General features: G+C 62.5%; 13 protein-coding genes. 6 read left to right on the forward strand and 7 right to left on the reverse strand.

The genetic code is table 11. The features are described from left to right. Positions 1 to 220: 220 nt before the first annotated feature. Both EET67_RS17085 and EET67_RS17090 read right to left on the reverse strand, forming a co-directional pair. Entirely contained in the window at positions 221 to 1,414 is a 1,194-nt protein-coding gene (locus EET67_RS17085) for a M14 family metallopeptidase (protein WP_128627411.1), read from the reverse strand. Positions 1,415 to 1,564: 150 nt separating this feature from the next. Further along, positions 1,565 to 2,008: an SRPBCC family protein gene (locus EET67_RS17090; protein ID WP_128627412.1), complete on the reverse strand. Its 444-nt coding sequence runs from the start codon at positions 2,006 to 2,008 to the stop codon at positions 1,565 to 1,567. A gap of 296 nt (positions 2,009 to 2,304) precedes the next feature. Between EET67_RS17090 and EET67_RS17095 the strand changes: the two genes are divergently transcribed. From EET67_RS17095 to EET67_RS17105, 3 genes are all read left to right on the forward strand, one after another. Next, complete coding sequence (locus EET67_RS17095; protein WP_128627413.1) at positions 2,305 to 3,234, forward strand: TIR domain-containing protein; 930 nt, start codon at positions 2,305 to 2,307, stop codon at positions 3,232 to 3,234. Positions 3,235 to 3,379: 145 nt separating this feature from the next. Next, positions 3,380 to 3,829: a DUF1801 domain-containing protein gene (locus EET67_RS17100; RefSeq protein ID WP_128627414.1), complete on the forward strand. Its 450-nt coding sequence runs from the start codon at positions 3,380 to 3,382 to the stop codon at positions 3,827 to 3,829. A gap of 23 nt (positions 3,830 to 3,852) precedes the next feature. After that, positions 3,853 to 4,278, forward strand: coding sequence for a DUF1801 domain-containing protein (locus tag EET67_RS17105; RefSeq protein ID WP_128627415.1), 426 nt, complete (start codon positions 3,853 to 3,855; stop codon positions 4,276 to 4,278). Positions 4,279 to 4,387: 109 nt separating this feature from the next. On the opposite strand, the gene EET67_RS17110 is transcribed toward EET67_RS17105, so the two are convergent. Then, positions 4,388 to 4,822, reverse strand: a complete 435-nt coding sequence (locus tag EET67_RS17110) for an OsmC family protein (RefSeq protein WP_128627416.1) — start codon at positions 4,820 to 4,822, stop codon at positions 4,388 to 4,390. A gap of 271 nt (positions 4,823 to 5,093) precedes the next feature. Here EET67_RS17110 and EET67_RS17115 point away from each other — a divergent pair, with 271 nt between their 5' ends. Beyond that, positions 5,094 to 5,957 (forward strand): YdcF family protein, encoded by an 864-nt coding sequence (locus EET67_RS17115; RefSeq protein ID WP_128627417.1) that lies wholly within the window; start codon positions 5,094 to 5,096, stop codon positions 5,955 to 5,957. On the opposite strand, the gene uvrB is transcribed toward EET67_RS17115, so the two are convergent. Then, positions 5,954 to 9,199: an excinuclease ABC subunit UvrB gene (gene uvrB, locus EET67_RS17120; RefSeq protein WP_128627418.1), complete on the reverse strand. Its 3,246-nt coding sequence runs from the start codon at positions 9,197 to 9,199 to the stop codon at positions 5,954 to 5,956. The two genes, EET67_RS17115 and uvrB, sit on opposite strands and share 4 nt — an antisense overlap. Before the next feature lie 216 nt (positions 9,200 to 9,415). Between uvrB and EET67_RS17125 the strand changes: the two genes are divergently transcribed. Further along, a complete protein-coding gene (locus EET67_RS17125) occupies positions 9,416 to 10,183 on the forward strand; it encodes a glycosyltransferase family 25 protein (RefSeq protein ID WP_128627419.1) in 768 nt (255 codons plus the stop codon). 258 nt (positions 10,184 to 10,441) lie between these two features. Then, positions 10,442 to 11,575 (forward strand): glycosyltransferase family 4 protein, encoded by a 1,134-nt coding sequence (locus tag EET67_RS17130; protein ID WP_128627420.1) that lies wholly within the window; start codon positions 10,442 to 10,444, stop codon positions 11,573 to 11,575. 18 nt (positions 11,576 to 11,593) lie between these two features. Here the strand turns inward: EET67_RS17130 and EET67_RS17135 are convergent, their stop codons facing one another. The 3 genes from EET67_RS17135 to EET67_RS17145 are packed head-to-tail and all read right to left on the reverse strand — an operon-like array spanning position 11,594 to position 14,204. Beyond that, positions 11,594 to 11,962, reverse strand: coding sequence for a SemiSWEET family sugar transporter (locus EET67_RS17135; RefSeq protein ID WP_128627421.1), 369 nt, complete (start codon positions 11,960 to 11,962; stop codon positions 11,594 to 11,596). A gap of 15 nt (positions 11,963 to 11,977) precedes the next feature. Continuing rightward, positions 11,978 to 13,384: a chromate efflux transporter gene (gene chrA, locus EET67_RS17140; RefSeq protein ID WP_245450983.1), complete on the reverse strand. Its 1,407-nt coding sequence runs from the start codon at positions 13,382 to 13,384 to the stop codon at positions 11,978 to 11,980. Between the two features lies 1 nt (position 13,385). Continuing rightward, on the reverse strand, positions 13,386 to 14,204 hold the full coding sequence (locus tag EET67_RS17145; protein WP_128627423.1) for a chromate resistance protein ChrB domain-containing protein: 819 nt from the start codon (positions 14,202 to 14,204) through the stop codon (positions 13,386 to 13,388). Positions 14,205 to 14,232: the final 28 nt, after the last annotated feature.

Below are 14,232 nucleotides of genomic sequence, written 5' to 3' on the forward strand. Positions count from 1 at the left end.
GCGGGCGTCGTAGCGTCGTCGCTTTTTACCCGAGCGCGACACAGTAGCCTCCGACGCGTGTCCGCTTTCACCGCCTGCTTTCCGAAAGCCACTATCCCGCCTCCCACCCGGACATGGACTCCCGGCCCGCAGCTTGACGGTGCTCGCACTCGTTGCCAACGCTCGGCTACAAAGACAAGCGACGATCGAAACGCCTTTTCGGAAGATCGCAGGCGCGGGTTTACTCGGGATAGGCCTCGGCGCCTTCCGGTGTCGTGTTGTTGAAAAGGATAAAGGTCAAGGGGTTGCCGGGCTCGGACGGTACATCGCTGCGCAGGCCGGCCACCTCGCCAGCCACGCTGCTGGTGTACTCCGCCACCACCTCGCCGAAGCTGTCGCGCTGGATGGCAACCTTTTGTCCGGGTTCGACCTTGTCGTGGAGCTTGACCAGATGCTCGACGAACCCGGCATGGGTCGCCAGGACCGGGAATGCGCTGTTGCCGACAAAAACACTGACGTCCTTGCCGGTGCGTCCCATCGGCCCGGCAACGATGCCGTGATGCTTGAGGACGTTCATCGTGCCTTCCACGAACTGGGCGATCATCTCGGGCGTGAGGATGCGCGCGGGGCCGATCTCCGGCGTGAAGGCGGGAATGCCCACTTCGACAAGCGCGTTGTGCAGGACACTGGGATAGACGGGATTGTCGAATATCTGGGTGACCGGGTAAAGCTCCACCATCTCCTTGACCTCGGGCACATCCATGCTGGCAATATTGAATGCGGATGCATCGAACCCGGTTGTCCCGGTGTGGAAGTCGATCCCGAAGTCGGCATTCGGCCGCAGCAGCCGGTTGAACAGGAGCCCGGCGTGCCGGCTGGTCGGCGTGAAGCCGTTCTCGTTGCCCGGCCACTCCCGGTTCATGTCGATCAGATCCGCGCCCCTGCCTACATTGGGCCATCTGCGCTGCATGGTTTCCATTGCCGGGCGGGACACGTCGGTGACCGCCATCACCGTGCCGGACATCTGCGCCGGATCGAGCTGGTTCATCACGGTCATGACCGTATGGACGGAACTCATCTCGTCGCCGTGTACGCCACTGACGAGGAGGCCGCGCTTGCCCGGCCTTGCGCCCTTGGCGACAGTCACCGACACATACCAGTGCTGGCCGGTCGACATCTCAACGCCCTGGAAATACAAAAGGTGCTTGCTGCCCGGCTCGAGGTCGTTGACGTCGAGCGCGCTGACGACCTTCTTCCCCTGGATCACATCGCCGGTATAGACCGTTCCGGATGCCGGATCGGCTGCGGGCGTCGCGGTGCCCTGGGCATTCGCAGCGCCAGCATTGATGGCAAGCACAGCCGAGGCGCTGGCCGTGGCAAGAGATGCGATCATGAAATCGCGGCGATCGAGGCTTTCTCTGGGCTTGTTCGACATGCTGGAGGTCCTTTTGCCGTGTGAAAAGCGACGTCTCGGACAACAGCATACACGTCGATTGCAAGACGCGCACGGCCCGCAGCCATGGGCCGCAAGGTTGACGCCTCCCGAGCAAACTTCGGCTATGGCGTCAACGTCCGGGATCACGCTCTATTGAGTGATTTCCGGCTCCACCAGCCTTGCCAGGTTTCGCAGTGATTCCTGCCAGCCGAGATAACAGGCCTCGACCGGAATGGCGTCGGGAATGCCTGCCTGCGTGATATCCAGTTCGGTGCCGACCGATACCTTCTTCAAGACCACGGTCACCTGTATCTCGCCCGGCAGGTTCGGATCATCGAACCTGTCCGTATAGCGCAGGCGCTCGCCCGCAACGAGTTCGACATATTCGCCGCCAAACGCATGGCTTTCGGTCGTGGTGAAATTGCGGAAGGACATTCTGAACGTGCCGCCTACCTTGGGTTCCAGATGATGAACCGTGCAGGTGAAGCCGTTGGGCGGCAGCCATTTCGCAAGCGCATCCGCTTCAAGGAATGCGCGATAAACCTTGTCCGGGCTGGTCGCCAGAACGCGATGCAAGCGTACAGTGCCAGGCATGTCCGTTCTCCTTGTGATTGCGATCTACGCTCCAACGACGAATGAAGCTTGGCCAATTCGACGCAGGATCGGATTTTTTTGCACAAGCTGCCGCAGAGCACGACATTAGCAGACCCGCCCCTGGTGTCCGCTCACCATCCATTGCAGCCTTTCAGCAGATCGGCATCACAACAAATCATGTATTCCTGCCGTTCCTGCGTCTATAGACTGAGTGAACGCAATGGCCGACCAGAGTCGCCTTGGTACGATCAATTCACGGTGCGTGTCGGCCATCGAATGATGCACCGGAGGAACCGATGGACAAGCCTCGCATCTTCTTGGGCTCGTCGGGGAAACAGGAGAAGTTGCTTCAGGCGCTGACGCGCGGTCTCGGCGATATCGCGCGCGTCGAGCCCTGGACGACATCCTTCAATCCCGGAACGTCTACGCTGCAACGCCTGCTTGAACTCACCCAGGAAGTCGATTTCGCGGCGTTCGTCTTCGCGCAGGATGACTGGACGACGGGCGGCCCTTCGGCTGCTTCCCAGCCTGGGCCGGGGCAGGCGTCGCCGCGAGACAATGTCGTTTTCGAAGCCGGGCTTTTCGGCGGCGTCCTGGGAATGCGCCGGACCTTCATCCTGCATGCGAGCGGGGCGAAGCTTCCGAGCGACCTGCTGGGCCTCACATGCGTGCGATATCCGGGCGCGATGACTGCGGCCGAAATGAGGGCCGTCAACCAGAAGCTCCGCAAAGCCATGGAAAACGAGGGGAGCCTTACCCGCATAGAGGGCTCGTGGTGGCAGTTCTCCCTGACGGAGCGCACCGCAAAGGAGCCCTCGGCCCTGAGCCTTCTGAAGATATCGCGCGATCGCAACGGCGCGCTTGAACTGACGGGCCGTGCATGGGGAGAGGATGGGCGTCTTTCGTCAAGATACTGGAGTGAGGCGGTGAAGGAAAAGGAAGGGGCCTCGGGCATCTTCTATTATTGGAATGGCGAGCGGCCGCTGGACCCGAATGCGCCGCAACTCTACGGAACAGGCGAAATCCGTGTGGAAACCGCCGAGCGCGCCTCCGGCTACTTCACGACCCGCTCCGATAATGATCCGAATTTCAAGGCGCGGACGTCCGGTGTCTATTTGCGCGCCCGTCCCGACGAGATCAGCATTTTGGACGGTCGCGACGAGCAGGAACGCGGGGCGCTCATTGCGGAGCGGCTGGCGCATTGGAAGTCGATCAGGGGCGACTGATCGCTGCGATATCGCCGAAATGGTGATGTCTGGTCCAGCGCGCCACCGTGCCGGGTGCGGGCGGATTTGATTAAGGAACACCCCCGGGTCGACATCTCCGGAACACAAACTATTCTTTCTCTCCTTGTCGACGGAGCGGATAGGAATGGCTGACAAGACGTCCATCAAGCCGGCGAAGGGAGCGGGGGCAGAAAAGCCGAAGCTGCTGTCAGGCGGCAACCCGCAGATCGCCAAGGGCTATGGCGATGGTCCCGTCCAAGCCTATATCGCGGCCATGCCGGGCTGGAAAAGCGCGCTGGGGCGGCGGCTCGACACGCTCATCATGCGCGCGGTGCCGGGCGTGCAGAAGGCAGTCAAATGGAACTCGCCCTTCTACGGCATTGGGGGAGAAGGCTGGTTCCTCAGCTTTCATTGCTTCACTAAATATATCAAAGTGGCTTTCTTCCGCGGCGCCTCGCTGAGTCCCCTCCCGCCCGGCACGTCCAAGCAGAAGGAAGTGCGCTATCTCGACATTTATGAGGATGACCAGCTTGACGAGGCGCAGTTCGCCGACTGGGTGAAGCAGGCCAGCCAATTGCCCGGCGAAAAGATGTGAGCGGCAAAGTAAGGAGGAAAAAGATGGCGAGCGGTGCGAGCGAAGGTGAACAAGGTGCCTCGGCCTCCCGGCTGATCGACGCGCGGATCAAGGAATTGGGCGACTGGCGAGGCGCCATGCTGGCGCGGGTGCGAAACCTCATCAGGCAGGCCGATCCGCAAGTGGTCGAGGAATGGAAGTGGCGCGGGGTGCCGGTGTGGGAGCATGACGGGATCATCTGCACCGGCGAGACCTATAAGAGCGTCGTCAAGCTGACCTTTGCCAAGGGCGCGTCATTGCCGGACCCCTCCAGCCTGTTCAATTCCAGCCTTGAAGGCAATACCAGGCGCGCCATCGATCTGCATGAGGGCGAGGCGATCGACGAGGAGGCGCTGAAGGCGCTGATCCGCGCCGCCGTGGCGCTGAACATGGAGACACGCTCAAGCCGGAAGGCGCCACGGAGCGCCTAGATGCAGCCAGACAGAATCGTCTGGCGCTGCACAAATGCGGCTAGAGAAACCGAGCGGAGCAGCGGGGGTCGCGTTCGTCAGAATGCCCGCTGCTCTAAGATTCCGGACGCTACGCCTGCGGAGAAGCCGCAGTGTCAACGACTTCGAAATCGTGGGTGATCGTTGCCGTCCTGGCGAGCATCGCCGAGGCCGAGCAGTATTTTTCGATCGACAGGGCGATCGCACGTTCAACCTTATTCAGTGCCAGGCCGCGGCCCTTCACCACGAAATGCATGTGGATGCGGGTGAACACTTTCGGGTCCGTCTCGGCGCGTTCCGCCTCCATCTCGACATAGCAGTCCTCGACCGGCTCGCGGCCCTTTTCGAGGATGTGAACGACGTCAAAAGCCGAGCAGCCGCCGGTGCCCATCAGCACCATCTCCATCGGGCTCGGGCCGGGCGTGCGGCCTTCCGGACCAAAAGCCGTGCCAAAAACGACTTTGTGCCCGCTGCCGGACTCGCCGATGAAGGTCCGGTCCTCAACCCATTTGACGCGTGCTTTCACGAAATCATCTCCGTTGCTGCGATCCCCTTACAATAGGCTGTCCGCGTTGACCATCCGAAACGACAGACTGCTGTGCCGGTCGCTTCTTACCACCTCAGGGTTGAAATCCGGCCGGCCGATCGGCCCAAGGGGGTATATGCCTCGACCCTATGGCCAGATTTCGCGCTCGCGCTGGCTCTGGCATGGTCTGCGGCCGGACGGTTCGTCTGCCGAACGGCTTGCCGTGCCGACCTGCTCGCCGAGCGACTGACAGGCAAACTGGGACCCGCGCGTGTTCTTCGTTCTTTCGAAGCTTTTCTCGGCCTTCACCGTGCCGTCGAACTTGATTGGCCTGGCGATGGTGCTGGGCATCGGGCTGTGTGTCTTCCGCTGGAGGAAGACTGGAGGATTTCTCCTCGTGGCGGCGAGCGTGCTGCTGCTGGGTGTCGGGTGGTCGCCGGTGGGAACCGCCGCGCTGCTGGCGCTGGAAGACCGTTTTCCGCAGCCGGTCATCGACGGCCCGCTGGCGGGCATCGTCGTTCTCGGCGGGGCTATCGACACCGACGTGACACAGGAACGCGGGACGATCGCCGTGAACGATACGGGGGAGCGGCTGACGAAAGCGGTCGAACTGAGCCGCCGCTATCCAGATGCCCGAATCCTGCTTTCTGGCGGGATTGGCGAATTGCTGGGCGAAGACGGCAAGTCCGAAGCCGCGCTTTCGCGTGATTTCCTGGTGCAAATGGGTGTGCCGCGCGAGCGCGTCGAGATCGAGGAACGCTCCCGCAACACATGTGAGAACGCGATTGAGAGCAAGGCGATCGCGAAACCCGCGTCGGGGCAGAGCTGGCTGCTGGTGACGTCGGCCTTCCACATGCCGAGGGCGGTCGCCTGTTTTCGTGCTGCCGGCTTTCCGGCAATCCCCTATCCGGTGGACTATCTCGCCCGGCGCTCCGATCTCGGCCGGATGAGCCCTTCGGTATCCGTCGGATTGTATCTGGCGGATCTGGCCGCGCATGAATGGCTCGGGCTGATGGCCTATCATTTTGCCAAGGGAACCGAGCTTTTCCCCCGACCTGTCGATAGGGAAAAGGAAAAGCTGCCGATCCCTGACGGGTCGGACGGGCAGCAAGCCGTTCAGGCTGAAAAGGGCTAATGCCCCGGCCGGCCGGTCTTGCCGGGGCGGCGCTTGTGGCGGCTTGCGTCGGCTGGGTCCTCATAGGAGCCGATGCCGGCACGCTCGCGGCGGATGGGCTTGGCATCCTGTGAAGGGTCGCGCCCCTTCGCGCCCCCCTCTGGCCTGCCGGCTATCTCCCCCTCAGGTGGGGAGATCGGTAGTTTCTGCGGCGGCGTTCCCTGAACCGGCTTTTCGGTGCGGCGCACCGTCATCTCATCGAGCGAGTTCTTCCTGAAGAGCGAGTGATGAGAGGAGTCCGGAATGCCGAAGTCGGAACCGTGGGCCTCCTTGGCCGACTGCTTTTTGAACAGCGAGCGTGAAATGGCGCCAGCAGGTTTCGCCGCGTCGGTGCCGGGGCCCATGTCGTCGAGCGAGGGCTTGGCGAAAAGGGAGGATTTTCTTTCGCTCGCGCTGTCGCCGCTGCGCGGCTCGCTCCGCCCAGGCTTTTTTTGCGCGCCTTCGGCGTCGCGGGAGGGCGCGCCATGAGGCGCGACGCCCGGTCGGGCTTGCGGGCTTTGCCCGTCGGAGCCGTCATCAACGGTCCTATGTCTTTGCCTTCCCTTGTTGTGCTTGCCCTTCTCGCGGCCGGAAACCGGGCTTTCCATGTCGGCGTATTTGGCCAGCGGATCGTCGGAGATGGACAGTTCCAGCTCGCGCAGCCGCTTGATCTCGTCGCGGATGCGGGCCGCCTTCTCGAAGTCGAGATCGGCGGCGGCATCGCGCATCTGCTTGTCCAGCGCGTCCAGATGCGTCTTGAGGTTATTGCCGACCATCTGGCCGGCCTCGTCGGTGAATTGCGAGATGTCGGCCCGCACATGGTCCTTCTCATAGACCGATTCCAGAATGTCGGAGATGCGCGACTTGACGCTTTCGGGCGTGATGCCGTTGGCTTCGTTCCAGGCCATCTGCTTTTCGCGGCGGCGGTTGGTTTCGGCCATCGCCCGCTCCATCGAGCCGGTGATCTGGTCGGCGTAGAGGATGACCTTGCCGTCGACATTGCGCGCCGCTCGCCCGATCGTCTGGATCAGCGAGGTCTCGGAACGCAGGAAGCCTTCCTTGTCGGCATCGAGAATGGCGACGAAGCCGCATTCGGGAATGTCGAGGCCTTCGCGCAACAGGTTGATGCCGACCAGCACGTCGAAGGCGCCGAGGCGCAAATCGCGCAGGATCTCGATGCGCTCAAGCGTGTCGATGTCGGAATGCATGTAGCGCACGCGCACGCCCTGCTCATGCAGATATTCAGTCAGGTCCTCGGCCATGCGCTTGGTGAGCACGGTGACTAGGGTGCGATAGCCGGCTTCGGTGGTTTCGCGGATTTCGCCGACGACGTCGTCGACCTGGCTCTTGGCCGGGCGCACTTCCACCGGCGGGTCGATCAGGCCGGTCGGGCGGATGACCTGTTCGGCAAAGACGCCGCCGGCCTCTTCCATCTCCCAGCCGCCGGGCGTGGCCGAAACGGCAACGGAGAGCGGGCGCATGGCGTCCCATTCCTCGAAGCGCAGCGGCCGGTTATCCATGCAGGAGGGAAGCCGAAAACCGTATTCGGCAAGGGTCGCCTTGCGGCGGAAGTCGCCGCGATACATGCCGCCGATCTGCGGGATGGTGACGTGGCTCTCATCGACGAAGACTAGCGCATTGTCGGGAATGTATTCGAACAAAGTCGGGGGTGGTTCACCCGGGGCTCGCCCCGTCAGGTATCGAGAGTAATTTTCGATGCCGGCGCAGGAGCCGGTGGCTTCGAGCATCTCCAGATCGAAGCGGGTGCGCTGCTCCAGCCGCTGCGCCTCCAGCAGGCGGCCGGCCTTTTCCAGTTCGGCGAGGCGGTGGACAAGCTCCTCCTTGATCGATTTGATCGCCTGGTTGAGGGTGGGGCGCGGCGTCACATAGTGCGAGTTGGCGTAAATCTTCACGCTCTTGAGGTCGCCGGTCTTCTGGCCGGTGAGCGGATCGAATTCGGTGATCGTCTCGATCTCGTCGCCGAACATGGAGATGCGCCAGGCCGAATCCTCAAGGTGGGCCGGGAAAATCTCGATCGTGTCGCCGCGCACGCGGAACGAGCCGCGCACGAAATTGATGTCCTGGCGCTTATATTGCTGGGCGACCAGATCGGCGAGCAATTGGCGCTGGTCGAGCCGGTCGCCGACCTGCATCTGGAAGGTCATGGCCGTATAGGTCTCGACCGAGCCGATACCGTAAATGCAGGAGACGGAAGCAACGATGATGACGTCATCGCGCTCCAGCAGCGAGCGGGTGGCCGAGTGGCGCATGCGGTCGATCTGCTCGTTGATCGAGCTCTCCTTCTCGATGAAGGTATCGGTGCGCGGCACATAGGCTTCGGGCTGGTAATAGTCGTAATAGGAGACGAAATATTCCACCGCATTGTCGGGGAAGAATTTCTTGAACTCCGAATAGAGCTGGGCGGCCAGCGTCTTGTTGGGCGCAAGGATGAGGGCAGGGCGCTGCGTCTCCTCGATCACCTTGGCCATGGTGAAGGTCTTGCCCGAGCCGGTGACGCCGAGCAGCACCTGAGTTCGATCCTCATTGGCGACGCCTTCGACCAGGTCCTTGATGGCGGTGGGCTGGTCGCCAGCGGGCTCGAAATCCGAGACCATCTTGATCGCCACGCCGCCTTCCGACTTTTCGGGCCGGGCAGGGCGGTGAGGCGTCCAGGCCTTGCCGTTCTTGTGCAGCGGATTGCCGGATTCGATCAGGCGCGATAGCGCCTCGACAGTCGCTGTCACACCGCTTGATCCGCTCACGCCCGTATCGCGCTGCGCGCTGGGCTCCGCTGAGGCGGCCTGACCGGCCGACGCGCGGTCGCGCTTGCCGCCCTTGAGGCGGAGGCTTTCAAGCAGCGCTTCCGCATCTTCCAGCGAGACATCGAGGCCGGAAACCGGCATCAGGCCGGCGGCAGCACGCTCCCTGGCCGAAGCCGCGCCGCCCATCGAGGTGCCGCGGGCCGTCCTGCTGGCGGCGGAAGAGCGTTCGGGGATTTTTTTCTTTTTTGCACTCGCGCTGTCGCCGCTGCGCGGCTTGCTCCGTGAGGACGCGCCATCTGGCGCGACGGCCGGTCGGCCTTGCCGGGCTTCGCTCGGTTTTTCCGCCTCCTGACTGATCTGCTCGGCCCAATCCGAGATCGAACCGGCCAGCGGCGTGCCACTGAGTTCAGGCTGCGGCGCTTCCTCGAAGCCGCCACGGGTTTTCCGGGGAGTCTTGACCATGGAGGCGAATATGGTGGGAGTCCGCCGGAATGGAAAGGGCCAAGGCAGGGGAAAGGCCGGCGGCAATATCGGGCTGCTGACACTGTCATGTCAGCAGCAAAGTCTCGTGAAGCATTGATGGCCGCCAGCCGGTGCTTGGCGATGGTGACCATGCGCGCTATGACAGCCCCGCCCAAGGCGTAACGCGCGTGCAGCGAGAATTGGACAGCCCTTTCTATGTCTCCGAGAATACCCGTCTTCGTCATAAATCTCGACCGTTCGCCGGAGCGTCTGGCGAAGATCAGGAAGAGGGCCGAGGAAATCGGCATCGACCTGATACGTGTCCGGGCGGTTGACGGCGCGCAACTCACGCCGGAACACTCGCAAAAGGTCGACCACGCCTCGTTCGCGCGCGATCACGGCAAGCGAATCCTGCCGGCGGAGATCGGCTGCTATCTGAGCCATCTCGATGCCTTACAGATCGTGGCTGATTCGCCGGAGAGCCATGCGGTGATCGTCGAGGACGACGTCCAGTTCAACCCGGATTTCCTTGCCTTTCTTGATGATCTCGTCGCCCTGGAGGGGTGGGATGTCGTCAAGCTGGTCAACCATCGCACGCGTGGTTTTGTTTCGCATGCCAAGGTCAATGACCGCTACCAGATCGGGCGCTGCGCACATGGGCCATGCGGGAGTTCGGCCGCCTATATGGTAACGCGCCAGGGTGCAGGGCGACTGCTTGCGGCGCTGAATCCCATGGGACTGCCCTATGACGTGGCGCTCGAGCGCGGCTGGGCGGGCGGCTATGAGTTGTTTTCCACCGACCAGCCGGTCGTTCGCCTTTCGCCGGAAATGGGGAGCACCATTTTCGTTGGCGAGTCGCCATATCGCAAGGCGACGTTTCCTGCCCATAAGCGGCTCAGGACACTGTTGTTTCGCAGCCGCGATTATCTCCGGCGCATCCGGTTCGCGCTTGCCTCAACGAGGCTCCGGCGGCGACAGGCGTGAAGCCGACGACACGCTCATTCCTTTCGTCGTGCCGATAGCTGGTGTATGTATTGGAAGCCGGGAACGGGCATTGAACCGGGCGTGCGAGGGTGGGCCTCGCTTGTCCGGCGATGGCGAGCCTTATGTCGGCAAGCGAATTGCGTTGCCACGAAAAAGCCAATATGTGTGACGCTTTCGTGTCAGCCGCCCGGCGGCTATCACCCTTTTGCAGACTGTTTTGACGGCCGTGCCAGGCCTTTCGGAGCCGACCGACCCTCGATGAAGATTGCCCATCTCGTAAGCCAAAGCGCGCTGAACGGCGTGGCGACCAGCGTCAAGGCGCTGATCGATGAGCAGGTTCGCGCCGGGCATGAGATAATGCTGGTGCATCCGCGCGATTCATGGATTGGCGACCAGAGCTTCGCCGGGCCAGTCAAAAGGCTGGAGTCGAGCTTCAAGACGATCCCGGCCGATCTGCGAAACACTGGTTATCCCATACGCGATTGGGGCCGCACCCTGGTTCATGCACATGGAAGCCGGGCAAACAAGCTGTTGATGATCTTCACGCTTGCCGACGGTGCTCCGGCAGTGATGACCGCGCATGCGCGGCAGTTCCAGTTGCCGTGGCGTTTTGCCCATGCCGTCATCGGACTCAGCCAGTCGACTGCCGATTACTACACCAAGCGGCTGCTGGTATCGCGGCGGCGGATGCATGTCGTGCCCAATCTTTTCCACGCCGATTCGCTGCGCGCGACGTCGGCCGAGGCGAGAAGCCGCGCGCGGGCGATGCTCGGCATTCGCGAAGAGGCCTTCCTGCTGGGAACGGTCGGCCTGATCTGCGGCCGCAAGAGACAGGTCGACGCGCTGCGCATTCTCAAGCAACTGGTCCAGAATGGCCTGGATGCCGAATTGCTGCTGGTCGGAGGCGGAGACCCTGACGACCGCATGCCGGATTGGGAGGCGCTGCTGGCCGATCCGGTGATTAAGGACCGGGTCCATCTTCCCGGCCAGCGCGAGGATGCCGTGGCCCTGACTGCGGGCATGGACGTCTATTTGTGCACCTCAAGGGCCGAGCAGGCGCCGATCGCGCCGCTGGAGGCGATGGCGCAGGAAATCCCGGTTCTTTCGACCGATGTCGGCAACATGCCGGACCTGCTGCCGAAGACGCGGATTTTTCCGATGGGCGACATAGGCGCCATGGCGGCTGCCGCCGAGCAATTCGCCCGCAACGAGGATCTTCGGCGCCGGACCGGCGCGACGGATCGTGCGACGGTGATAGAGCGGCTGTCGCCAGCGCTCATCCTGCCGCGCATCGAGCGCGTCTATCGGGCGGCACTTGGCCGTGCCAGCGACCGCGGCTGGAAATATTTCAAGAATCCCGAGGACCGCTGGCTGCCCGAACGCTGCGACTGAGCGGGGCGGAAGTTCGGCTCAGCGGTAGCGCAGCTTCAGGCCGACGATGGTGGCGATGAACAGGAACGACACCATATTGGCCATGATCAGCGGCCATGAGCCGATCAACAGGCCATAAAGAAGCCAGAGGAAGATGCCGGTGGCGAGAGCGCCGGTGGTGAGCAGCGAAATGTCGTCAGCCTTCTTTTGGCGACGAATTTTCAGGATTTGCGGCAACCAGCAGAAGGTGGTGATGAAGGCCGCCACGGAGCCGATTATTTCGACCGAAAAGTGCAAGGCAGCGAACTTTCGAAACGTGGGTGTTGCTCGCCCCTGCAATGGCAGAAGCGCGAATCGTTGTGAAGCAGGATTCGCGCGCTGGACCAAGTGACGCGGCGCTTCATGCATAGGGTTGGGCGAAGGTCAGACCCTTCCACCGAGCAGATACCAGAACATTCCCAGCAGCGAGCAGGTCGCAAGCAGCGGGATGATCCTAGATCCGAAGCGGAACGCCGCGACGATTGCCGCCAGAGTAAGCACGAGCGCAGGAAGTTGTACCGTTTGCCAGACCGGGAGGCTGACCGACATTCCATATCCGTGCCACTGCAGAACCTGGCTGAACAGGACGTGGAGCGCGAACCACACGGCAAGGTTCATGATGACCCCGACAACCGCCGCAGTGACCGCCGACAAGGCGCCTGTCAAAGCCCTGTTGCCGCGTAGGACCTCGATGAAGGGAGCGCCCAGGAATATCCATAGGAAGCAGGGGATGAATGTGACCCATGTCGTCAGCACCGCTGCCAGTGTGGCGGCAAGCATTGGGTCGAGCGCTCCCGGGTTCCTGTGGGCTCCCATGAAGCCGACGAACTGGACGACTTGAATCAACGGGCCTGGCGTCGTTTCAGCCATGCCGAGCCCGTCGAGCATTTCGCCGGGCTGGAGCCATCCGTAATGCTGGACGGCTTCCTGCGCCACATAAGCCAGGACCGCATAGGCCCCGCCGAAGGTCACCATCGCCATCTTGCTGAAGAAAACTGCGATCTGGCTGAAGGCGTTGTCGGGGCCGAGGTAAAGAAGCAGCAGCGCGACCGGCACCAGCCACAATGCAAGGAATATGCCGGATACCTTCAGCGACCAGGCCAGGTTCGGGCGTGCGTGTGCGGGCGTTTCTTCGCCGAGGGCGGAATCCCTGTCGTCGAGCGGATTGTCTGCGCCCTTGTGACCGCCTCCGACGTGGAACAGGCGCGAGCCGGCGCGCCCGCCGGCAAAGCCGATCAATGAAGCGGCAAGGATGATCAGCGGAAAGGGAATGCTGAAAAAGAAGATCGCCACGAAGGCGGCGACGGCAATGCCGATCATGACGGCGTTCTTGAGGGCCCGCCGGCCGATGCGGGCTACGGCCTGAAGCACGATGGCAAGGACCGCCGCCTTCAGGCCGAAGAACAGGCCTTCGACCATGCCTGTATTGCCGAATGCTGCATAAATGTAGCTTAGCGCCAGAATTGAAAGGAAGCCGGGCAGGACGAAGAGCGCTCCGGCGACCAGACCGCCTTTCGTCTTGTGCAGCAGCCAGCCGATATAGATCGCCAATTGCTGCGCTTCCGGTCCGGGCAGCAGCATGCAGTAGTTGAGGGCATGCAGAAACCTGTTCTCGCCGATCCAGCGCTTTTCCTCGACCAGGATGCGGTGCATGACCGCAATCTGTCCGGCCGGGCCGCCGAAGCTGAGGGCTGCAACGCGAACCCAGACATTGAGCGCCTCGCGGAACGAGACGCCATGATCGTGCGGGGCGGCCTTGTGCGAGGCCGTCTGTTCAAGAAGCGCTGACATGTCACGCAGCAGCCTTGCTCGATGGCCAGTTATGGGTTTCGTCGGTCGCGTCCCGGCACCAGCGATAGAACGCATCGTAGAGACCCATCCCCGCCTCCAACTGAGCGAGGTCGTCCGCATAGATTCGCGAGAGCCCGAGTGAGGCGGCAAGCAGCCCTGGCGCCTGGGGCGCGAGGTCAAGTCTGGCTGTGTCCGCCCCGCGAATTATGGTGGCCAGTCGAAGCAGGGCCTCGCTGGCAAGCCCGAACTCCTCGACCATCACGTCGAAGGTGCACAGTTCGCCGCGATGGCTCCAGAACACGTCCTCTATGTCGAATGGCTCGGCGTCGAAGCGCTCGCCGACGGCCTGGACCTCGGACGGTGTGACATAGAGGAAAACGGCATGGGGATCGACGAAGCGACGGATCAGCCAGGGGCAGGCGATCCTGTCGATCTTGGGTCGTGCCCTTGTCACCCAGACGGTCCGGCCCTGGGGGTCAGGCTTGGGCAGTTTCGACACCGGCACCGCAGGCAGACCAGCCGCCGCCCATGCCTCAAAACCACCGTCGAGGACTTCGGACGGGACGCCCTCATGGCGAAGCCAGGCGGCAGTGCCGTGGCTCAATTTCGAGCCGTGGTGGCAGATGATGATGGCCGATCGTCCCGTCAACTCTGCGCGCCAGTTGCGGATATCGGTATGGCTGCGCCGCGCCGAGCCTGGAATCAGGCGTGGATCAAGTTCGAAGTCTTCATCATTGCGAACATCGATCAGGGCCGGCGAATTCGGCGTGCCGATCAGGCGAGCCAGCTTTTCGATTGAGATCATAGTTGGGGATGACATGACGCGTCCTTCCTTGTTTCAGGTTCAT

Source organism: Borborobacter arsenicus, from assembly GCF_003934165.1.
Taxonomy (GTDB): domain Bacteria; phylum Pseudomonadota; class Alphaproteobacteria; order Rhizobiales; family Rhizobiaceae; genus Pseudaminobacter; species Pseudaminobacter arsenicus.

Coding starts and splice junctions, on each gene's coding strand:
- EET67_RS17100 (WP_128627414.1), top strand. CDS start 3,380: ATGGCTGACAAGACGTCCATCAAGCCGGCGAAGGGAGCGGGGGCAGAA.
- EET67_RS17125 (WP_128627419.1), top strand. CDS start 9,416: ATGTCTCCGAGAATACCCGTCTTCGTCATAAATCTCGACCGTTCGCCG.
- EET67_RS17095 (WP_128627413.1), top strand. CDS start 2,305: ATGGACAAGCCTCGCATCTTCTTGGGCTCGTCGGGGAAACAGGAGAAG.
- EET67_RS17105 (WP_128627415.1), top strand. CDS start 3,853: ATGGCGAGCGGTGCGAGCGAAGGTGAACAAGGTGCCTCGGCCTCCCGG.
- EET67_RS17085 (WP_128627411.1), bottom strand. CDS start 1,414: ATGTCGAACAAGCCCAGAGAAAGCCTCGATCGCCGCGATTTCATGATC.
- EET67_RS17130 (WP_128627420.1), top strand. CDS start 10,442: ATGAAGATTGCCCATCTCGTAAGCCAAAGCGCGCTGAACGGCGTGGCG.
- EET67_RS17090 (WP_128627412.1), bottom strand. CDS start 2,008: ATGCCTGGCACTGTACGCTTGCATCGCGTTCTGGCGACCAGCCCGGAC.
- chrA (WP_245450983.1), bottom strand. CDS start 13,384: ATGTCAGCGCTTCTTGAACAGACGGCCTCGCACAAGGCCGCCCCGCAC.
- EET67_RS17145 (WP_128627423.1), bottom strand. CDS start 14,204: ATGTCATCCCCAACTATGATCTCAATCGAAAAGCTGGCTCGCCTGATC.
- EET67_RS17135 (WP_128627421.1), bottom strand. CDS start 11,962: ATGCATGAAGCGCCGCGTCACTTGGTCCAGCGCGCGAATCCTGCTTCA.
- uvrB (WP_128627418.1), bottom strand. CDS start 9,199: ATGGTCAAGACTCCCCGGAAAACCCGTGGCGGCTTCGAGGAAGCGCCG.